This is a genomic window from Comamonas sp. MYb21, assembly GCF_037479395.1.
Taxonomy (GTDB): Bacteria; Pseudomonadota; Gammaproteobacteria; order Burkholderiales; family Burkholderiaceae_C; genus Comamonas.
Genome location: NZ_JBBGZC010000001.1, coordinates 447707 through 468315, shown reverse-complemented (window position 1 = coordinate 468315; position 20609 = coordinate 447707). Strand labels below are relative to the sequence as shown.

Annotated in this window: 4 protein-coding genes; all 4 read left to right on the top strand. The window is 62.4% G+C overall.

All coding sequences use genetic code 11. From position 1 onward, the window contains the following. Positions 1–336: 336 nt before the first annotated feature. The 4 genes from galE to hisI all read left to right on the top strand — a co-directional run bounded on the left by galE (position 337) and on the right by hisI (position 20572). Positions 337–1347 carry a UDP-glucose 4-epimerase GalE gene (gene galE / locus WH367_RS02100; RefSeq protein ID WP_339533980.1) on the top strand — a complete coding sequence of 337 codons (1011 nt, stop codon included), beginning with the start codon at positions 337–339 and terminating at the stop codon, positions 1345–1347. 139 nt (positions 1348–1486) lie between these two features. Then, entirely contained in the window at positions 1487–2266 is a 780-nt protein-coding gene (gene hisF, locus WH367_RS02095; RefSeq protein ID WP_021026068.1) for an imidazole glycerol phosphate synthase subunit HisF, read from the top strand. Between the two features lie 877 nt (positions 2267–3143). Continuing rightward, positions 3144–20063 (top strand): hypothetical protein, encoded by a 16920-nt coding sequence (locus WH367_RS02090; protein WP_339533979.1) that lies wholly within the window; start codon positions 3144–3146, stop codon positions 20061–20063. 110 nt (positions 20064–20173) lie between these two features. Further along, positions 20174–20572: a phosphoribosyl-AMP cyclohydrolase gene (hisI, locus tag WH367_RS02085; protein ID WP_312988134.1), complete on the top strand. Its 399-nt coding sequence runs from the start codon at positions 20174–20176 to the stop codon at positions 20570–20572. Positions 20573–20609: the final 37 nt, after the last annotated feature.

Sequence of the window (20609 nt, the reverse complement as noted above, 5' to 3'; positions counted from 1 at the left end):
TGCTGCTGAAACTCTCTGCAACACAGCAGAACAGCAAGGCTACCCTCGGGTGGCCTTTTTGATGTTTGTGTTAATTGAAACAGTTTGTATTCGATCTTGGGCGTCCCTTGGCGTGCAGGCTGTGGGAGTGGGACTACACCGCGCTTTTAAGTCCGTGTGGTGACTGCGAATTTGAGAAATGTCAACAAATGCTAGTTGTTACCCGCAGCTGCTTCTGATGACCGACAAATGTTTTGAATAACTGTGGCTTATCAGACAATGGTTGCTTGGTCAGGATGACAGAATCCATAGAAGTCTTGGATAGCGCATTCTGCAAGACCTCTTTGAAAGCCCCCTGTGATACTCGTGACTGGCGGAGCCGGCTATGTTGGCTCTCATATCTGCATTGCTTTGGCCGAAGCCGGCATGCCGTTCCTGATTCTGGATAACTTCAGAAATGCAAGGCGTTCGGTCATCACCAGGCTGGGCAAGATCCTGGGTTTTGCGCCGCCCTGCATCGATGCCGATGTGCGCGATGTCGCGGTGCTGGAACAATTGTTTGACGAGCAGCATTTCGATGCGGTCATCCACAGCGCTTTTCTCACCGCGTCTGCCGATGCCGCGCGCGAGCCACTGCGCTACTACGACAACAATGTCTCGGGCACCATCGGCCTGCTGCGCGCCATGCAGACCGCCGGCTTGCGCAACCTGGTGGTGTCGTCCTCGTCGGTGGTCTATGGTGATCCGGCGCCGCACCCGGTGCGCGAGGACGCGCCGCTGTCCGCCTGCACGCCCTACGGCCAGACGGCGCTGATGGTGGAGCAGGTGCTCAGCAGCTTGGATGAAGCCTCGCCCAAGCGCTGGCGCATGGCCTTGCTGCGCAGCTTCAATGCTGTGGGCTGCCATGACAGCGGCCTGATTGCCGAAGACCCACCGCGCATGTCTTCGCATGTCGCGCCGTATCTGGCCCAGGTGGCTGCCGGCAAGCGCGATGGCCTGCGTATCTATGGCGGCGACTACCCCACGCCCGATGGCACCCCCGTGCGCGACTACCTGCATGTGATGGACCTGGCCCGTGCCTATGTCGCCACCCTGCAGTATTTGCGCGGCCACGCGGGCCTGGCCCGCTTCAACATCGGCTCGGGCCAGCCCACCTCGGTGCTGGGTCTGGTGCGTGCTTTCGAGCATGCCAATGGCCGTGCCGTGCCTTTTCGCATCGGTGCACGCCGCGCAGGCGATGCTGCGCATTGCTGGGCGGATATCTCGCAAGCACGCACGCAGCTGGGCTGGCAGCCCAAGCTGGGTCTGGACCGCATGATGGAAGATGTCTGGCGCTGGCAAATCGGCACTGGCCGCAGCGTGCACTGACGGATCCTGACCCAACGCCTGGCGGCCCAAGCGCTGCAGGCGTTTTTCTGGCCCGCAGCCTGCGCGCCAGCGCTGGGCGTGTTATTGTTTTGCCCGTCTGGCGCTATCGCCACCGCTCCCATCTGCCACGAGATCTTCCATGCTTGCCAAACGCATCATTCCTTGCCTCGACGTTACCGGCGGTCGCGTCGTCAAAGGTGTCAATTTTGTCGAACTGCGCGATGCCGGCGACCCGGTGGAGATTGCGGCGCGCTACAACACCCAGGGTGCCGATGAGCTGACCTTTCTGGACATCACCGCCACCAGCGATGGCCGCGATCTGATCTTGCCGATCATCGAGGCCGTCGCCAGCCAGGTCTTCATTCCACTGACCGTGGGCGGCGGCGTGCGCACCGTGGCCGATGTGCGGCGTCTGCTCAATGCCGGTGCCGACAAGACCAGCTTCAACTCTGCGGCCATTGCTGACCCGGCCGTCATCAACGCCGCCAGTGATCGCTACGGCTCGCAGTGCATTGTGGTTGCCATCGACGCCAAGCGCCGCCAAGGCCAGGATGTCATCGAGCGCGGCGAGGGCTGGGATGTCTACAGCCACGGCGGGCGCAAGAACACGGGGCTGGACGCTGTCCGCTGGGCGAGTGATATGGCCGCACGCGGCGCCGGAGAAATCTTGCTCACCAGCATGGACCGCGATGGCACCAAGTCCGGTTTTGACCTGGCCCTGACCCGTGCCGTGGCCGATGCCGTGGGCGTGCCCGTCATTGCTTCGGGCGGTGTGGGCAACCTCGACCACCTGGCCGATGGCGTGCAGCAGGGTGGTGCCGATGCGGTGCTGGCGGCCAGCATCTTCCACTACGGCGAGTTCACCGTGCAGCAGGCCAAAGAGCGCATGCGCGAGCGCGGTATTCCGGTTCGACTCTAAGAACCTGTTCAAAGTCTCCTCGCGCCGCGACAGTGTCTTTGCGAGATGGGATGCGAGGCGCAACACCGCAGTAATAGCCGCGCTATTGCGAGGATTTGCAACGACGCAGACCGCTCGCAAAGTCACAGTCCCTACGGGTTGGAGTGAAATCGGGCGATTTCTGCGCGCTGGCTCTTGCTTGCACCCCGGTGCAAGCTGCGTTCCATCCCTTCGAACTCATCCCGATTGCACTCCAACGCGGCTGCGTAGAGACTTTGAACAGGTTCTAAGAACAGATTCTAAGCACGGCTTTTCAGGCTGGTTTTTGACACAAGCAACGGCGCCTTTGGCGCCGTTTGTGTTGTGGGACCTGATCCAGCTAGCTACCCATTCCGTCTGCGAGCTTTGGGCCAGCGACGCCGCCCTTGCTGGAACTCTCCAGTCTCCGCTGTCTGAACTGCCCAGGCCGTTTGTGCGCGTTTGCACTCTCCTCCGTAGGCATCCACCAGCCAGCCTCTGGAGGGGTGGCGTGACTGGCGTTTGTCTTTGGCCATTGCAAGCGGCTATTCGTCGGCGCGTGGATTGGCTGACCTGGCTACCCCCATGCACCTGGGTGGGGCCAGGAGGCATTTGCAAACGGCATCCCATGAGCATGCTGACCAGCCAAGTTCTGAGCCTCTGCACTCTCCTTCGTCACTAGTGATCTGCAAAGCTATAAAAATGATTGATTTAATCGATCAGAAATGACAGTTTGCAATGATTGACAATGTTTCCAAAGTTGAAACACACTCGGTAATTGCAAACTGCTATAAACGCGATCTATCTATTTTTAGTCACAGTTTGTTTCGGTTGTCTGAGAAATGCGGCGGCAAAAGCCGTAGGCAATTGCAATAGAACTATGAGAAAACGCGTCGCCGATCCGGGCCTGGTGACGCTGATAAGAGGCTGGGAGTTGTCGGCTATGTCGGTGTTTGGGATATGCGTTATGCAGGCTTTGGCCTGCCTGTCTGTTTTCCGCAAGATTTGCGCGCGCACTGCGATGCTGGTGGCGCTGCTGGTGTTACCGGTCAGTGTCTGGGCGCAGGTCTGTGCAGTGCCCGGCAAGGATGGGGGGGGAACGGCCAGCGGGGTGGTGAATGATTACTTCCCTGGGGCGGGATCGCCGACACTGTCCGCTGGCAGTACCAGTTTGACCCTGGGGGCCCAAAGAACAGACGGTGCTGGCAAGGTGCTGGCCGCCAATGATCTGCTGCTGATCATTCAGATGCAGGATGCCAGCATCAATGCCGTCAATTCCAGCGCCTATGGCAGTGGCGGCAGCGGCGGTCAGGGATCGACTGCCGTGGGCAACACGGGCCTGTATGAGTTTGTCAAAGTCGCGACGGTCTCGGGCACGACCGTGACCTTCACGCCCGCGCTGACCAACACCTACCGCAATGCGGCGGCGACCACCACCTCTGGACAGAAGACCTACCAGGTGGTGCGGGTGCCGCAGTACACCAGTGCTGCCGTCAGCGGCATCACGGCCCCGGCCTGGAATGGTGCCTCCGGTGGTGTGGTGGCCATTGATGCCCGCGATACCTTGACGCTCAACGGCGCTACTGTGGAGAGCCAGGCCAACCGGGCGATTTTCCTGGCAGGCAAAGGCTTTCGCGGCGGAGCCGCCAGCAATGGCTCCAATCTCGGCTCCCGGGATGACTGGATGGGTACCTATGCCGCAGCCGGTGGTGGCGGCGGCAAGGGCGAAGGCATTGCCGGCACGCCCCGGTATTTGGCGAGCAAAGGCACCGCCTATGGTTCCAAGCTGACCAATGCGGTGCTCAGTGGCGGGATCACCCAGGTCGATACGGGTGCAGAAGGCTACCCAGGCGGCTCGCGTGCGCGCGGCGCGCCGGGGAATGCCGGCGGCGGCGGTGCCGACGGCGCGCCGGCGGGTACCAACAACAACCAGTACAACTCCGGCGGCGGCGGCGGTGGTAACTATGCCGCTGGCGGCCTGGGTGGGCGTCCCTGGAACTACCCGCTGGTCGACAGCGGTGGCCGAGGTGGCGGTGGCTATGTGGGCACGACCGCGTTCAACCGCATTTTCCTGGGTGGTGGCGGCGGCTCAGGCAGCACCAATGACGGCACCGCCGATAGCGCGGTCTATAGCAACAACGGCATTGGCTGCTCGGATGGAGGCGGTCGTTGCTCTTCCGGCGCCTCTGGCGGCGGTATTGTCATTTTGCGTGCGCAAAATGTCACCGGCACGGGCGTGATCGACGTGCGCGGCGCCAATGGCTACAACGTGCAAAACGATGCAGCAGGCGGCGGTGGCGCAGGCGGCTCGGTGGTGATCCATACGCTTGAAGGCGGCACTGCCGTGATTGATGCCAGCGGTGGTGACGGCGGCAACGCCTGGGCGGGCAGCCAGACTGGCTCTGCCGGACGCCATGGCCCTGGCGGCGGTGGCGGCGGTGGCTTTATCGCCTTTTCTCCATCCAGCATGGTGGTCACGACGACCATCAATGGTGGCACTCCGGGTTACACCACCAATGGCACGACGGACAACTACGGAGCCTTTGGTAACCAGGGCGGCGTTGCCTCGTTCCAGTCACCCAATGCACCAGGCACCTTGCCGGGTGCTGCCTGCGCGGTTGATCTGCGGCTGACCAAGAGCAATGGCGCCAATATCGTCAATGCTGGCGGAACCACCACCTATACCTTCACCGCGAGCAATGTGGGCGCATCCGCCAGCAGCGGAACGATCACCCTGGTCGATAAGCTGCCCTTGGGTGTGACGATTCCCACCGGTACCATTTCTCTAACAGGCGCTAATGCGGCGAACTGGAGTTGTTCTGGCGCGGCGGGTTCTCGTTTGATCACCTGTACCAGTTCCACCCCCATTCCGGCGGCTGGCAGCAGCGTGTTTGGGGTGATGGTTAATATTGGGCTGCTAAGTGCAACGGGAGCGACGGCCACCAACAAGGCCAAGATTGGTGGTGGTGGCGATCCGCTCAATAGCTCGGCACCGACCGAAGCAAACGTAGATGCCTGTACCAGCAACCAATCCCCGGCAGGCTGCGCGCTTGATGTCGATGCAGTGAACTCGCCTTTGCTCAGTTTGACCAACAGCGACAACACCGATGTGGTGCTGACCGGAAGCACAACCACTTATGCATTGACCGTCAGCAACGTCGGCAACGCACCCACGGTAAACACGATCACCGTGGTGGACGTTCTGCCCACCGGCATGTCTTATGGCGGTGCAACAACCTTCACCAGCGGTGGCTTCAGCTGTACCTACACCTCGGGCACCACAAGCTTCAGCTGTACCCGCTCCACACCGATTGCAGCCGGGGACAATGCTGTCATCTCGTTGCCAGTGTCGATTTCCAGCACAGCGCCCAGCGCCCTGGTCAATCTCGCCCGTGTTGGCGGTGGCAGTGATTCCAGCAAGCCTAATGCCCCCACGGTTGCCACAACGCAAACCTGCTCGCCCGCGATTGCCTCTGAAATAGCCACCGGTTGCGCCGCCGATACCGATGCGGTCAAGCGTGTGCAGCTGAACCTGACCAAGGATGATGGCCGCTTTGGCATCTATGTCGGCGGCACGACGACCTATGCCTTCCGCGTCAGCAATACCGGCGATGCCGACTCTGTGGGCACGATCAATTTCCGCGATGTGCTGCCCACGCCGATGAACTGGCCAGCAGCGCTGACCAAGACGGGCCCCAATGCCGCAGACTGGACCTGCACTCGGGTCAGCAACACGGAAGTCAGCTGTACCTCGAGCACGGTGATTGCGGCGGGGGCGGTCAGCCAGTTTAGTCTGCTGGCCAATGCAGGCGCGATGACCAGCGGCAACCAGTACATGAACAAGGCATTGGTCACTGGCGGTGCCGACGCCGTCCTGGGCTCTGCAGCACCGACCACCACGCAAGTCAATGCCTGTACCAACAACAGTATTCCAGCCGGTTGCGCCATCGATCTGAACACGGCGCAGACACCACCCATCCTGCGGCTGACCAAGACCCATTCCAATCCCCAGTCCAAAGCGCCTGGCGATACGGTGGCTTTCACGCTCACCGTTGCTAACTCCGCCACCGTCGAAGCCCTGGCCAATACCGTGCGGGTGGTCGATGTGTTCCCCACGGGGCTCAGCAATTTCACCCTGAACGCCACCCAGGGTATCTTTACCTGTGCCATGGGCTCGGGTGCCGACAGCAATGTGCTGACCTGCAACAACACTGGCGGTGCATTGGCCGCCAGCACCAGCGCCACCATCGCTGTCACTGCCACGGTCTCGGCGACCACCAGCACCACCTTGGTCAACAAGGCGCAGGTGGGTACCGACAACACGGACCCCACGACCAGCAGCTACCCCACCAGCACGACGGCGGCGGCCTGTACCGCGCTCAATACGCCGACCGTCGGTTGCGCCACGGACTCGATCCCGGTGGTGCCATCGGCTACCTTGACGGTGGTTGCCAATGTCGCCAGCCGCGTAGCCAGTACCGACCAGTTCACGGTCGCCATCAGCAACGGCCCCACCGCGACGACCTCGGGCACCGCCACCAGCGCCAGCACCGCGGCCTTTGCGGCTACCCCGGGCACCAGCTACGCACTGAGTGAAACGGCTGCCGGCACGACCAACCTGGCGCGCTATACCACCACTTACGCCTGTACCAATGCCACCGCAGGCGGCACCTCGGTGGCGCCGGGCACTGGCACCACCGTGAATGTGACCCCGCAGGCGGGCGATGCCATCACCTGTACGTTCAGCAATACCCCGATTGCGCCGCGCCTGACCCTGGTCAAGAGCATTGCCTCGCGCGCACTGGCCTCGGACCAGTTCACGATCGCCATCAGCAATGGAGGCCCCACCGCATCGACCGCCGGCACGGCAACCTCGGCAAGCACCACGACTTACACGGCCACCGCCGGCACCAGCTACACACTGAGTGAAGTAGCAGCCGCTGGCGCCAACTTGTCGCGCTACAACAGCAGCTACAGCTGTACCAACACGGGCGTTGCCGGCACCACCATGCCTTCGGGCACGGGCACCAGCTTCAGCCTGGCGCCCCAGGCGGGCGACAACATCAGCTGTACCTTCAGCAACAGTGCCATTGCGCCCAAGCTGACGGTCAACACGGTCGTATCGGGCCGCATTCTCGGCACCGACCAGTTCAGCGTGGGCATCAACAATGGCGGCCCTAGCGCCACCACCAGCGGCACGCAAACCACAGCCTCGGCAGGCCCGACCACCGCGACGGCCGGCACCAGCTACCTGCTGACTGAAACCGCCGCCGGCACACCTGCGACCAACCTGGCCCGTTACACCACCACCTACAGCTGTACCAATGCGACGGCGGGCGGCACCAGCGTGTCCTCGGGTGCGGGTACCTCCATCACGGTCGTACCCCAAGCCGGTGATGACATCAGCTGTACCTTTACCAACACGCCGGTCTACCCCAAGCTCAGCGTGACCAAGGCCGCATCACCGACCAGCTTTGTCGTGGGTGCCAGCGGCCAGAGCTACCGCATCACCATTGGCGTGGCCAATGGGCCCACCACTGCGGCCATCAGCATCGCCGACAGCCTGCCCGCTGGCGTGACCCTGTCGGGTGCGCCAACCGTCAGTGGCGCCGCCACCCTGAGCGGTTGCAGCAGCAGTGGCAGCAGCATTGGTGCTTGCCAACTGGCCAGCGGCCTGGCCGATGGCAGCTATGTGCTGACCATTCCCGTGTCGGTGGCATCATCGGCCACGGGCGCCGGCGCTGCCAACACCGCCAATCTGGGCGGCGGCGGTGATCCCAGCTGTACGGCTGCCGCAACGACGGAGGCATGCGATCCCACCACCGCTGCGGTGGCCGTCAAGACCCCGGCCAATGTCAGCCTGGCAAAAACCGGCGCAGCCACTGCGGTGGCAGGCAATAGCTATGTCTACACGCTGGCGCTGGGCAATAGCGGCCAGACCGCCACGGCCTCCAACCTGGTGGTGCGTGACCAGCTCGCCTCCGGCATGGTCGCCACGGGCGTTACCGGCGCCAACTGCGGCACCTTGCCCAGTGCGGCAGGTGCCTTGCTGACCTGTACCGTGGCTGATCCGATCGCAGCAGATGGTGGCTCTGCCAGCATCCAGCTGACCGTGACCATGCCCAGCGGTGGCGGCAATGTCGTCAACTATGCGGCAACCCATCCATCGGGCAGCGGCAATCCGGGTGTGGACCCTGGCCCGGCCTGTACCAATGCGGCCAATGTGGCTTGTGCCAGCTCGACGGCCGCCGTCAGCACCCCCGCCAATGTCAGCCTGAGCAAGACGGGCGCAGCCACGGCGCTGACCGGCTCCAGCTATGTCTACACGCTGACCCTGAGCAACAGTGGTCAGTTGGCCACCGGCAGCAACCTGATCGTCAAGGACAAGTTGCCTGCAGGCGTGGTGGCCACTGGCGTGACTGGCGCCAGCTGCGGCGCGCTGCCCAGCAGTGCCGCCGCCTTGCTGACCTGTACCGTTGCCAGCCCACTGGCAGCCGGTGCATCGGCCAGCATCCAGCTGACCGTCACTTTGCCAAGTAGCGGCGGTACCGTCGTCAACAACGCTGCTACCAACCCCACGGGCTCGGGCGCTCCTGGCGTGGACCCCAGTGTCACCTGCGTGAACAGCAGCACGACTGCTTGCGCAAGCCACAGTCTGTCGGTCAACACGCCAGCGAGCCTGGCGACCACCAATGTGCTGACCTTGGTCAATGGCAGCCCCGTGCCCGCTGGCTATTTGGCCAAGCCTGGTGATGTGCTGACCTATACCGTTAGCGTCACCAACAGCGGCGGTACTGCAGGTTCCACGGAAGTGGGCCAGACTGTGCCCGCAGGTACGACCTACACGGGCACCAGCCAAGGCTGGGGCGCAGGTTGCACGGCAGCGGGCACGCAGTGCGCGCAAACCGTGGCAGTCGGTGCTGGCCAGACCAGCACCGTGCAGTACACGGTGACTGTTGCCAGCCCAGGCAGCACTGCCACCATCGTGGACACCGTCACCAGCTCGGTGGGTACCTGCACGACCTGTGTGGAGACTACCGACACGCAGCATGCAGATATGCAGGCAACCGTGACGGTGACGCCAGGCACGACCAGCACGACGGGTGTGGAGTTGATCTACACCAGCGTCTGCAAGAACAATGGTCCACAGACGGCGCTGAACGCCGCTTGCACGGTGACCTCTCCAGCCGGCGCGGTGACGACCTGTACGCCCACCAGCCCGGCAGCGACGCTTGCATCGGGATCCAGCATCACCTGTACCACCAAGCTCACACCGAGCGTGGTGGGTGACTATGCCGTGAGCGTTGCCACCAGCAACACCCTGTACGACGCCGTGACGAGCAACAATGCCGCCACCGCGACGGTCAAGGTCAACACGCCAGCGGCTCTGCGCATCGTCAAGACCCTGGCGCAAGTCAATGGCGCGGCTGTGCCTGCTAACTACGCGGCCAAGATCGGCGACAAGCTGACCTACGCTATGGTCGTTACCAACACCGGTGGCACTGCTGGCACGACAGTTCTGACTGAAACCGTGCCAGAAGGTACCCAGTTTGTGGGTGGTAGCGCTCCTGATGTAACTCAAGGCTGGAGCCAGACAACACAAGCTTGCGGCGTGGCAGCCAGCACCTGCACGCAAAGCGTGACGGTGCCAGCGCAGAGCGCCGAAGGTGTGGCTGGTGAGCAAACCGTGCGCTTCACGGTGGAAGTGCTTGCCCCAGCGACCAGCAACGGCAAGATCACCAATACCGTGAGCAGCGACATTGCTGCAGCTTGTGCCTCAGGTACTTGCTCGGTTGAAACCGCCAATGCGGTTGCTGACATGCAAGCGCAAATCACCAACATCCCAGCTTCGGCTGTGGTGGTAGGCCAAAGCGTGACCATCACCGGTACCTGTACCAACAATGGTCCCGTCAGTGCTGTTGGCGCCAGCTGCCAGATGGCCGTGCAGAACGGTGCTGCATCGGTCGGTGCAACTTGCGATGCAGCCAAGACCTTGGCGGTGAGCGAGACGCTGAGCTGCTCGGTGACCTTCACGGCAGCGGAAGGCGCGATCAGCGCCACCATCAACACGACCACGCAAAGTTACGAAAGCGATATCACCAACAACACCGACACCAAGTCCACGGTGGGTAATACGCCAGCTAGCCTGGCGACCACCAATGTGCTGACCTTGGTCAATGGCAGCCCCGTGCCCGCTGGCTACCTGGCCAAGCCCGGTGATGTGCTGACCTATACCGTCACCGTCACCAACAACGGTGGTACCGCCGGCTCCACCGAAGTGGGCCAGACTGTGCCCGCAGGTACGACCTACACGGGCACCAGCCAAGGCTGGGGCGCAGGTTGCACGGCAGCGGGCACGCAGTGCGCGCAAACCGTGGCAGTGGGTGCAGGCCAGACCAGCACGCTGCAGTACACGGTGACCGTTGCCAGCCCAGGCAGCACTGCCACCATCGTGGACACCGTCACCAGCTCGGTGGGCACCTGCGCGACGTGCCAGGTCACTACAGGTACGCAGCAGGCCGACATGCAGGCCAGTGTGACCGTCAGCCCAGGCACGACCAGCACGACCGGCGTTGAGCTGACCTACACCGCCGTTTGCAAAAACAACGGCCCGCAAAGCGCTATCAACGCAACTTGCGTGGTGACCGCACCAGCGGGGGCATCGGCAGCAATCTGCACGCCAACCAGCCCAGCGGCGAGCTTGGCTTCGGGTGAGAGCATCACCTGCGTTACCAAGCTCACGCCAAGCACGGCCGGTGACTATGCCGTGAGCGTTGCTACCAGCAATACCTTGTACGACGCAGCTACTGGCAACAACAGCGCAACGACCACCGTTAAGGTCAACACCCCTGCAGATCTGCATATCGTCAAGACCCTGGCGCAAGTGAACGGCGCGGCTGTGCCTGTCAACTACGCTGCCAAGATTGGCGACACGCTGACCTACGCAATGGTGATCACCAATACTGGCGGTACCGCTGGCACGACGGTCCTGACTGAGACCGTGCCAGAAGGTACCCAGTTTGTGGGTGGTAGCGCTCCTGATGTAACTCAAGGCTGGAGCCAGACAACACAAGCTTGCGGCGTGGCAGCCACCACCTGCACGCAAAGCGTGACCGTGCCAGCGCAAAGTGCCGAAGGTGTGGCCGGTGAGCGGACCGTAGAGTTCACGGTGGAAGTGCTTGCCCCAGCGACCAGCAACGGCAAGATCACCAATACCGTGAGCAGCGACATCCCAGCTGCTTGCGCCTCTGGTACTTGCTCGGTCGAAACTGCGAATGCAGTTGCCGATATGCAAGCGCAGATCACCAGCAGCTTGCCAAGTGCTGTGGTGGTGGGCCAAAGCGTGACCATCACTGGCCTGTGTACCAACAATGGTCCCGTCAGTGCTGTTGGCGCCAGCTGCCAGATGGCAGTGCAGAACGGTGCTGCATCGGTCGGTGCAACTTGCGATGCAGCCAAGACCTTGGCAGTGAGCGAGACGCTGAGCTGCTCGGTGACCTTCACCGCTGCCCAAGGCGACATCAGTGCGACCATCAACGCAGCAACGCAAAGCTACGAGTCCAACACTGCGAACAACACGGACACCAAGTCCACAGTGGGTAACACGCCAGCGAGCCTGGCTACTACCAATGTGCTGACCTTGGTCAATGGCAGCCCCGTGCCAGCCGGCTACCTGGCCAAGCCTGGTGATGTGTTGACCTATACCGTTAGCGTCACCAACAGCGGCGGTACTGCAGGTTCCACGGAAGTGGGCCAGACTGTGCCTGCAGGCACGACTTACACGGGCACCGGCCAAGGTTGGGGTGCGGGCTGCACGGCAGCGGGCACGCAGTGTGCGCAAACCGTGGCAGTGGGTGCAGGCCAAACCAGCACCGTGCAGTACACGGTCACCGTTGCTAGCCCAGGCAGCACTGCCGCCATCGTGGACACCGTCACCAGCTCGGTGGGTACGTGCACGACCTGTGTGGTGACTACCGACACGCAGCATGCAGATATGCAGGCAACCGTGACCGTCAGCCCAGGCACGACCAGCACGACTGGTGTGGAGCTGACCTACACCGCCGTTTGCAAAAACAACGGCCCGCAAAGCGCAATCAATGCAACTTGCGTGGTGACCGCACCAGCGGGCGCATCGGCAGCAATCTGCACGCCAACCAGCCCAGCGGCGAGCTTGGCTTTGGGTGAGAGCATCACCTGCGTTACCAAGCTCACGCCAAGCACGGCCGGTGACTATGCCGTGAGCGTGGCTACCAGCAATGACTTGTACGACGCAGCGCCAAGCAACAACACTGCCAACACCACCGTCAAGGTCAATACGCCAGCGGCGCTGAACATCACCAAGACCTTGGTGCAAGTCAATAGCGCTGCTGTGCCCGCCAACTATGCAGCCCAGATAGGCGACAAGCTGACCTACGCAATGGTTGTGACCAACACGGGCGGTACATCCGGCACCACGGTGCTGACCGAGACCGTGCCAGAGGGTACCCGCTTTGTAGGCGGCATCGCTCCTAACGAGAGCCAGGGTTGGAGCCAAGCACCGGTCTGCGAAGCAGCAGCCACCACCTGCACGCAAAGCGTGACCGTGCCAGCGCAAAGTGCCGAAGGTGTGGCCGGTGAGCGGACCGTAGAGTTCACGGTGGAAGTTCTTGCCCCAGCGACCAGCAACGGCAAGATTACAAACACCGTGCTGAGCGATGTGGCAACAGCTTGCGCAGGCAACACCTGCGCTGTAGAGACCGTAAATGCGATTGCCGATATGCAAGCGCAGATCACCAGCAGCTTGCCAAGTGCTGTGGTGGTCGGCCAAAGCGTGACCATCACCGGTACCTGTACCAACAATGGTCCCGTCAGTGCTGTTGGTGCCAGCTGCCAGATGGCCGTGCAGAACGGTGCTGCATCGGTCGGTGCAACTTGCGATGCAGCCAAGACCTTGGCGGTGAGCGAGACGCTGAGCTGCTCGGTAACCTTCACTGCAGCGGAAGGTGCGATCAGCGCCACCATCAACACGACCACGCAAAGTTACGAAAGCGATATCACCAACAACACCGACACCAAGTCCACGGTGGGCAATACGCCAGCTAGCCTGGCTACCACCAATGTGCTGACCTTGGTCAATGGCAGCCCTGTGCCCGCTGGCTACCTGGCCAAGCCTGGTGATGTGCTGACCTATACCGTCAGCGTCACCAACAGCGGCGGTACTGCAGGTTCCACGGAAGTGGGCCAGACTGTGCCCGCAGGTACGACCTACACGGGCACCAGCCAGGGCTGGGGCGCTGGTTGCACGGCAGCGGGCACGCAGTGCGGGCAAACTGTGGCAGTCGGTGCAGGCCAGACCAGCACGCTGCAGTACACGGTCACCGTGGCCAGCCCAGGCAGCACGGCGACTATCGTTGACACCGTCACCAGCTCGGTGGGCACCTGCACGACTTGCCAGGTCACCACCGACACGCAGCATGCAGATATGCAGGCCGCCGTGACGGTGACGCCGGGCACGACCAGCACGACGGGCGTGGAACTGACCTACACCGCCGTTTGCAAAAACAACGGACCGCAAAGCGCTATCAACGCAACTTGCGTGGTGACCGCACCAGTGGGCGCATCGGCAGCAATCTGCACGCCAACCAGCCCAGCGGCGAGCTTGGCTTCGGGTGAGAGCATCACCTGCGTTACCAAGCTCACGCCAAGCACGGCCGGTGACTATGCCGTGAGCGTTGCTACCAGCAATACCTTGTACGACGCAGCTACTGGCAACAACAGTGCAACGACCACCGTCAAGGTCAACACCCCTGCAGACTTGCACATCGTCAAGAGCTTGGCGCAAGTGAACGGCGTGGCTGTGCCTGCCAACTACGCGGCCAAGATCGGCGACACGCTGACCTATGCAATGGTGATCACCAATACTGGCGGTACCGCTGGCACCACGGTCCTGACTGAGACCGTGCCAGAAGGTACCCAGTTTGTGGGTGGCGGAGCTTCCAACCCTGAACAGGGCTGGAGCCAGACAACACAAGCTTGCGGCGTGGCAGCCACCACCTGCACGCAAAGCGTGACGGTGCCAGCGCAGAGCACAGCGACTCCTGCGGTGCCCGGTGAGCAAACGGTGGAGTTCACGGTGGAGGTGATTGCGCCTGCAACCAGCAACGGCAAGATCACCAATACCGTGAGCAGCGACATTGCTGCAGCTTGTGCCTCTGGTACTTGCTCGGTCGAAACCGCCAATGCGGTTGCCGATATGCAAGCGCAGATCACCAACATCCCAGCTTCGGCTGTGGTGGTCGGCCAAAGCGTGACCATCACCGGTACCTGTACCAACAATGGTCCCGTCAGTGCTGTTGGCGCCAGCTGCCAGATGGCAGTGCAGAACGGTGCTGCATCGATCGGAGCAACTTGCGACGCAGCCAAGACCTTGGCGGTGAGCGAGACGCTGAGCTGCTCGGTGACCTTCACGGCAGCGGAAGGCGCGATCAGCGCCACCATCAACACGACCACGCAAAGTTACGAAAGCGATATCACCAACAACACCGACACCAAGTCCACGGTGGGCAATACGCCAGCTAGCCTGGCGACCACCAATGTGCTGACCTTGGTCAATGGCAGCCCCGTGCCCGCTGGCTACCTGGCCAAACCCGGTGATGTGCTGACCTATACCGTCAGCGTCACCAACAGTGGTGGCACGGCAGGCAGCACCGATGTGGGCCAGACCGTACCAGCAGGCACGACCTATACGGGCTCGGGCCAAGGCTGGGGAGCGGGTTGCACGGCAGCGAGCACGCAGTGCGCGCAAACCGTGGCAGTGGGGGCTGGCCAGACCAGCACGCTGCAGTACACGGTCACCGTGTCTAGCCCAGGTACAACCGCCACTATCGTGGACACCGTCACCAGCTCGGTGGGCACCTGCACGACTTGCCAAGTCACCACCGACACGCAGCATGCCGACATGCAGGCCACCGTGACGGTGACGCCAGGCACGACCAGCACGACGGGTGTGGAACTGATCTACACCAGCTTGTGCAAGAACAATGGCCCACAAAGCGCAATCAATGCATCTTGTGCGGTGACCACTCCAGCTGGTGCACAAACCACCTGCACACCAACTAGTCCTGCAGCGACTCTGGCTTCTGGTGACAGCATCACCTGCACCACCAAGCTCACACCAAGTGCAGCCGGTGACTATGCCGTGAGCGTTGCTACCAGCAACACCTTGTACGACGAAGCTACTGGCAACAACAGTGCAACGACCACCGTCAAGGTCAACACCCCTGCAGATCTGCATATCGTCAAGACCCTCGCGCAAGTGAACGGCGCGGCTGTGCCCGCCAACTACGCCGCCAAGATTGGCGACACGCTGACCTACGCAATGGTTGTGACCAACACGGGCGGTACATCCGGCACCACGGTGCTGACCGAGACCGTGCCAGAGGGCACCCGCTTTGTAGGCGGCCTCACTCCTAACGAGAGCCAGGGTTGGAGCCAAGCACCGGTCTGCGACGCTGCAGGAAGCACCTGCGAGCAAAGCGTGACGGTGCCAGCGCAAAGTGCCGAAGGGGTGGCCGGTGAGCGGACCGTAGAGTTCACGGTGGAAGTGCTTGCCCCAGCTACTAGCAACGGCAAGATCACAAACACCGTGCTGAGCGATGTGGCAACAGCTTGCGTAGGCAACACCTGCGTTGTTGAGACCGTAAATGCGGTTGCTGATATGCAAGCGCAGATCACCAACATCCCAGCTTCGGCTGTGGTGGTCGGCCAAAGCGTGAGCATCACCGGTACCTGTACCAACAGCGGCCCAGCCAATGCCGTCAACGCCAGCTGTGCCATGGTGATCAGTAATGGTGGTACCACCATCAACGCCACTTGCGATGCAGCCAAGACCTTGGCAGTGAGCGAGACGCTGAGCTGCTCGGTGACCTTTACGGCAGCGGAAGGTGCGATCAGCGCCACCATCAACACGACCACGCAAAGCTACGAGAGCGATATCACCAACAACACCGACACCAAGTCCACGGTGGGTAACACGCCAGCTAGCCTTGCGACCACCAATGTGCTGACCTTGGTCAATGGCAGCCCCGTGCCCGCTGGCTACCTGGCCAAACCCGGTGATGTGCTGACCTATACCGTTAGCGTCACCAACAGTGGTGGCACGGCAGGCAGCACCGATGTCGGCCAGACCGTACCTGCAGGCACGACCTATACAGGTTCGGGCCAAGGTTGGGGCGCAGGTTGCACGGGAGCGGCGACGCAGTGCGCGCAAACCGTGGCAGTCGGTGCAGGTCAAACCAGCACCGTGCAGTACACGGTCACCGTGGCTAGCCCAGGCAGCACTGCGACCATCGTGGACACCGTCACCAGCTCGGTGGGCACCTGCACGACTTGCCAAGTCACCACCGACACGCAGCATGCAGATATGCAGGCAACCGTGACCGTCAGCCCAGGCACGACCAGCACGACTGGTGTGGAGCTGACCTACACCGCCGTTTGCAAAAACAACGGCCCGCAAAGCGCTATCAATGCAACTTGCGTGGTGACCGCACCAGCGGGCGCATCGGCAGCAATCTGCACGCCAACCAGCCCAGCGGCGAGCTTGGCTTCGGGTGAGAGCATCACCTGCGTTACCAAGCTCACGCCAAGCACGGCTGGTGACTATGCCGTGAGCGTGGCTACCAGCAATGACTTGTACGACGCAGCGCCAAGCAACAACACTGCCAACACCACCGTCAAGGTCAATACGCCAGCGGCGCTGAACATCACCAAGACCTTGGCGCAAGTCAATAGCGCTGCTGTGCCAGCCAACTATGCAGCCCAGATTGGCGACAAGCTGACCTACGCAATGGTTGTGACCAACACGGGTGGTACATCCGGCACCACGGTGCTGACCGAGACCGTGCCAGAGGGCACCCGCTTTGTAGGCGGCATCGCTCCTAACGAGAGCCAGGGTTGGAGCCAAGCACCGGTCTGCGAAGCAGCAGCCACCACCTGCACGCAAAGCGTGACCGTGCCAGCGCAAAGCGCAGAAGGTGTGGCCGGTGAGCGGACCGTAGAGTTCACGGTGGAAGTGCTTGCCCCAGCGACTAGCAACGGCAAGATCACCAATACCGTGAGCAGCGACATCCCAGCTGCTTGCGCCTCTGGTACTTGCTCGGTCGAAACTGCTAACGCAGTTGCCGATATGCAAGCGCAGATCACCAGCAGCTTGCCAAGTGCGGTGGTCGTGGGTCAAAGCGTCACCATCACTGGTTTGTGCACCAACAATGGCCCAGCCAATGCGGTCAACGCCAGCTGCGAGATGACAGTGAGCAATGGCGGCAACAACACTGCAGTGACCTGCGGTGCAAATGCGACCTTGGTAATGGGTGGCAGCATCAGCTGTACTGCAAGCTTCACCGCTGTTGAAGGTGCTATCAGCGCAAGCATCCAAGCTGCAACGCAAAGCTATGACAGCAATACGGCCAACAACACCGACACCAAGTCGACGGTGGGTAACACCGCAGCCAGCTTGGTGACCACCAATGTGTTGACCGCCGTGAACGGCAGCCCCGTGCCAGCGGGCTACCTGGCTAAGCCCGGTGATGTGCTGACCTACACCGTGACCGTGGTGAACAGCGGCGGCACGGCAGGCAGCACCGATGTTGGCCAGACCGTGCCAGCAGGTACCACTTACACCGGCACGGGTGAGAGTTGGAGTGCAGGTTGTGCTGCGGCATCCAGCACCTGCAGCCAGACGGTGGCAGTGGGCGCGGGCCAAACGAGCACCGTTACCTACACCGTCACCGTGGCTGGCCCAGGCAGCACGGCGAGCATCGTTGACACGGCAACCAGCAGTGTCGGCAGCTGCAGCAGCTGCCAGGTGACGACCGGCACGCAGCATGCAGACATGCAGGCCACCGTGACGGTGACACCGGGCACGACCAGCACCACGGGTGTGGAGCTGATCTACACCAGCATCTGCAAGAACAATGGCCCGCAAACGGCCTTGAACGCGGCTTGCCTGGTGACGGCTCCCGCTGGTGTACAAACCATCTGCGCGCCCACGACGCCCGCCGCAACGCTGGCATCGGGCGACAGCATCACCTGCACCACCAAGATCACGCCGAGTGCAGCCGGTGACTATGCCGTGAGCGTGGCCACCAGCAATGACTTGTACGATCCAGCACCGGGCAACAACACGGCGACGAGGACCGTCAAGGTCAACACGCCCGCCGAGCTGAACATCGCCAAGACCCTGGCGCAAGTCAACGGTGCGGCTGTGCCCGCCAACTACGCAGCCAAGATCGGCGACACGCTGACCTACCAACTGCGGGTGACCAACGCGGGCGGTACTGCCAGCACCCTCGTGCTGACCGAGACCGTGCCAGAAGGCACCCAGTTTGTAGGCGGCATCGCCCCTAACGAGAGCCAGGGTTGGAGCCAAGCACCGTTCTGCGAAGCAGCAGGAAGCACCTGCGAGCAAAGTGTGACGGTGCCCGCGCAAAGCGCAGAAGGTGTGGCCGGTGAGCAGACCGTTGCGTTCACGGTGGAGGTGCTTGCGCCTGCGACCAGCAGTGGCAAGATCATCAATACGGTGACCAGCGATGTGCCAGCCGCTTGCGCGGCCGGTGGCTGCACGGCAGAGACGGCCAATGCGGTGGCGGACATGCAGGCGCAGATCACGACGATCCCGTCTGGCGCTGTGGTGGTGGGCCAGAGCGTGACTATCTCCGGCCAGTGCACCAACAATGGACCGGCGGAGGCCCTCAATGCCAGCTGCGTGATGACCGTGAACAATGGTGGCACAAGCATTGCCGCAATCTGCGATGCCAACGCCAACCTGGCGGTGGGCGGAAGTCTCAGCTGCACGGCGACCTTTGCTGCGGCAGAGGGTGCGATCAGTGCCAGCATGACGGCAGCAACGCAAAGCTACGAAAGCGATACCGCCAACAACAGCGATGCCAAGGCCGTCAACGGCAATACACCTTCGGCGGTGACGGTGACCAATGTGCTGGTGAAGGTCAACGACGCGCCCGTGCCAGCGGGCTATGTGATCAAGCCCGGCGACAAGCTCACCTACCAGGTGCTGGTCAGCAACACGGGTGGCACGCCTGGCTCGACGGTGTTGACGGAGACGGTGCCTGCGGGTACCCGCTATGTCGGCACGGGTGAAGGCTGGACGGCGGGTTGCGTGGCCGCAGGCAGCAGCTGCACGCAGCCAGCAACGGTGCCGGGCGGCAGCCCGCAAGCGCCGGGCACGGTGGCCTTTGAATACACGGTGCGTGTGGACGACACGGTGACCAGCCCGAATGTGGTCAACACCGTGGGCAGCAGTGCAGCAGGCAGCTGCAGCGCCGCCTGCTCGGTGAGCACGCCAACGCAAGCCGCAGATATGCAGGTGAGCATGCCCGCCACCCTCGATGCCAAGGTAGGGGTGGAGTTCACGCTGACCTCGACCTGCCGCAACGCAGGCCCGGCCACGGCGACCCATGCACGTTGTGACGTCAGCGGCGCGCCTGCCGGTGCGGTCACGGTCTGCACGCCGACCCAGCCCGTGGCGGCACTGGCGGTGGGCGAGTCGATCACCTGTACCACCAAGTTCACGCCGGCCTCCACCGCTGCCATCACGATCACAACCCGTGCCAGCAGCGATGTGTATGACCCGGTGGCAGCAAACAACGAGGCCACGTCGTCTGCGCTGTTTACCAACACGCCGCCCACCGATGTCAAGCGGGTGCCCGTGAATGCCGCTTGGGCGCTGGCCTTGATGGCGCTGCTGCTGGTGCTGTTGGCGGGCAAGGCCCTGCCGCAGCGCCAGGGCCGTCGTCTCCAGGACTGAGCGTTCTGAGCGTGAGCCTCTCCGGCCCGGCTGCATGGCATGCACCGGGCCGTTTTCTTTTGCGGCTGTTTTCTCCCTGCATTGCGCACAACTGCATTGAATGCGAGACAATTCCCCGCATGAACTGGCTCGATCAAGTGAAATGGGACGCGCAGGGCCTGGTGCCCGTCATTGCGCAGGAGCAGCACTCCAAGGATGTGCTGATGTTTGCCTGGATGAACCGCGAAGCGCTGGCCCATACGGCCGAGCTGGGCCGGGCGGTTTACTTCAGCCGCTCGCGTGGCAAGCTGTGGTTCAAGGGCGAGGAGTCCGGCCATGTGCAGACCGTGCATGAGATCCGCATCGACTGTGACAACGATGTGGTGCTGCTGAGCGTGACCCAGACCGGGCATGAGCCGGGCATCGCCTGCCACACCGGTCGCCACAGCTGTTTTTACAGTGTGTTGCGTGGTGGCCAGTGGCAAGCGGTCGATCCGGTCTTGAAAGACCCGGAATCGATCTACAAATAATCCCTGTCCCGGCACTGTCTTCTTTGGCAGCCCTGGG

Bases quoted from the DNA above. Each gene is read 5' to 3' on its own strand.
- hisF (WP_021026068.1), top strand. From the start codon at position 1,487: ATGCTTGCCAAACGCATCATTCCTTGCCTCGACGTTACCGGCGGTCGC.
- WH367_RS02090 (WP_339533979.1), top strand. From the start codon at position 3,144: ATGAGAAAACGCGTCGCCGATCCGGGCCTGGTGACGCTGATAAGAGGC.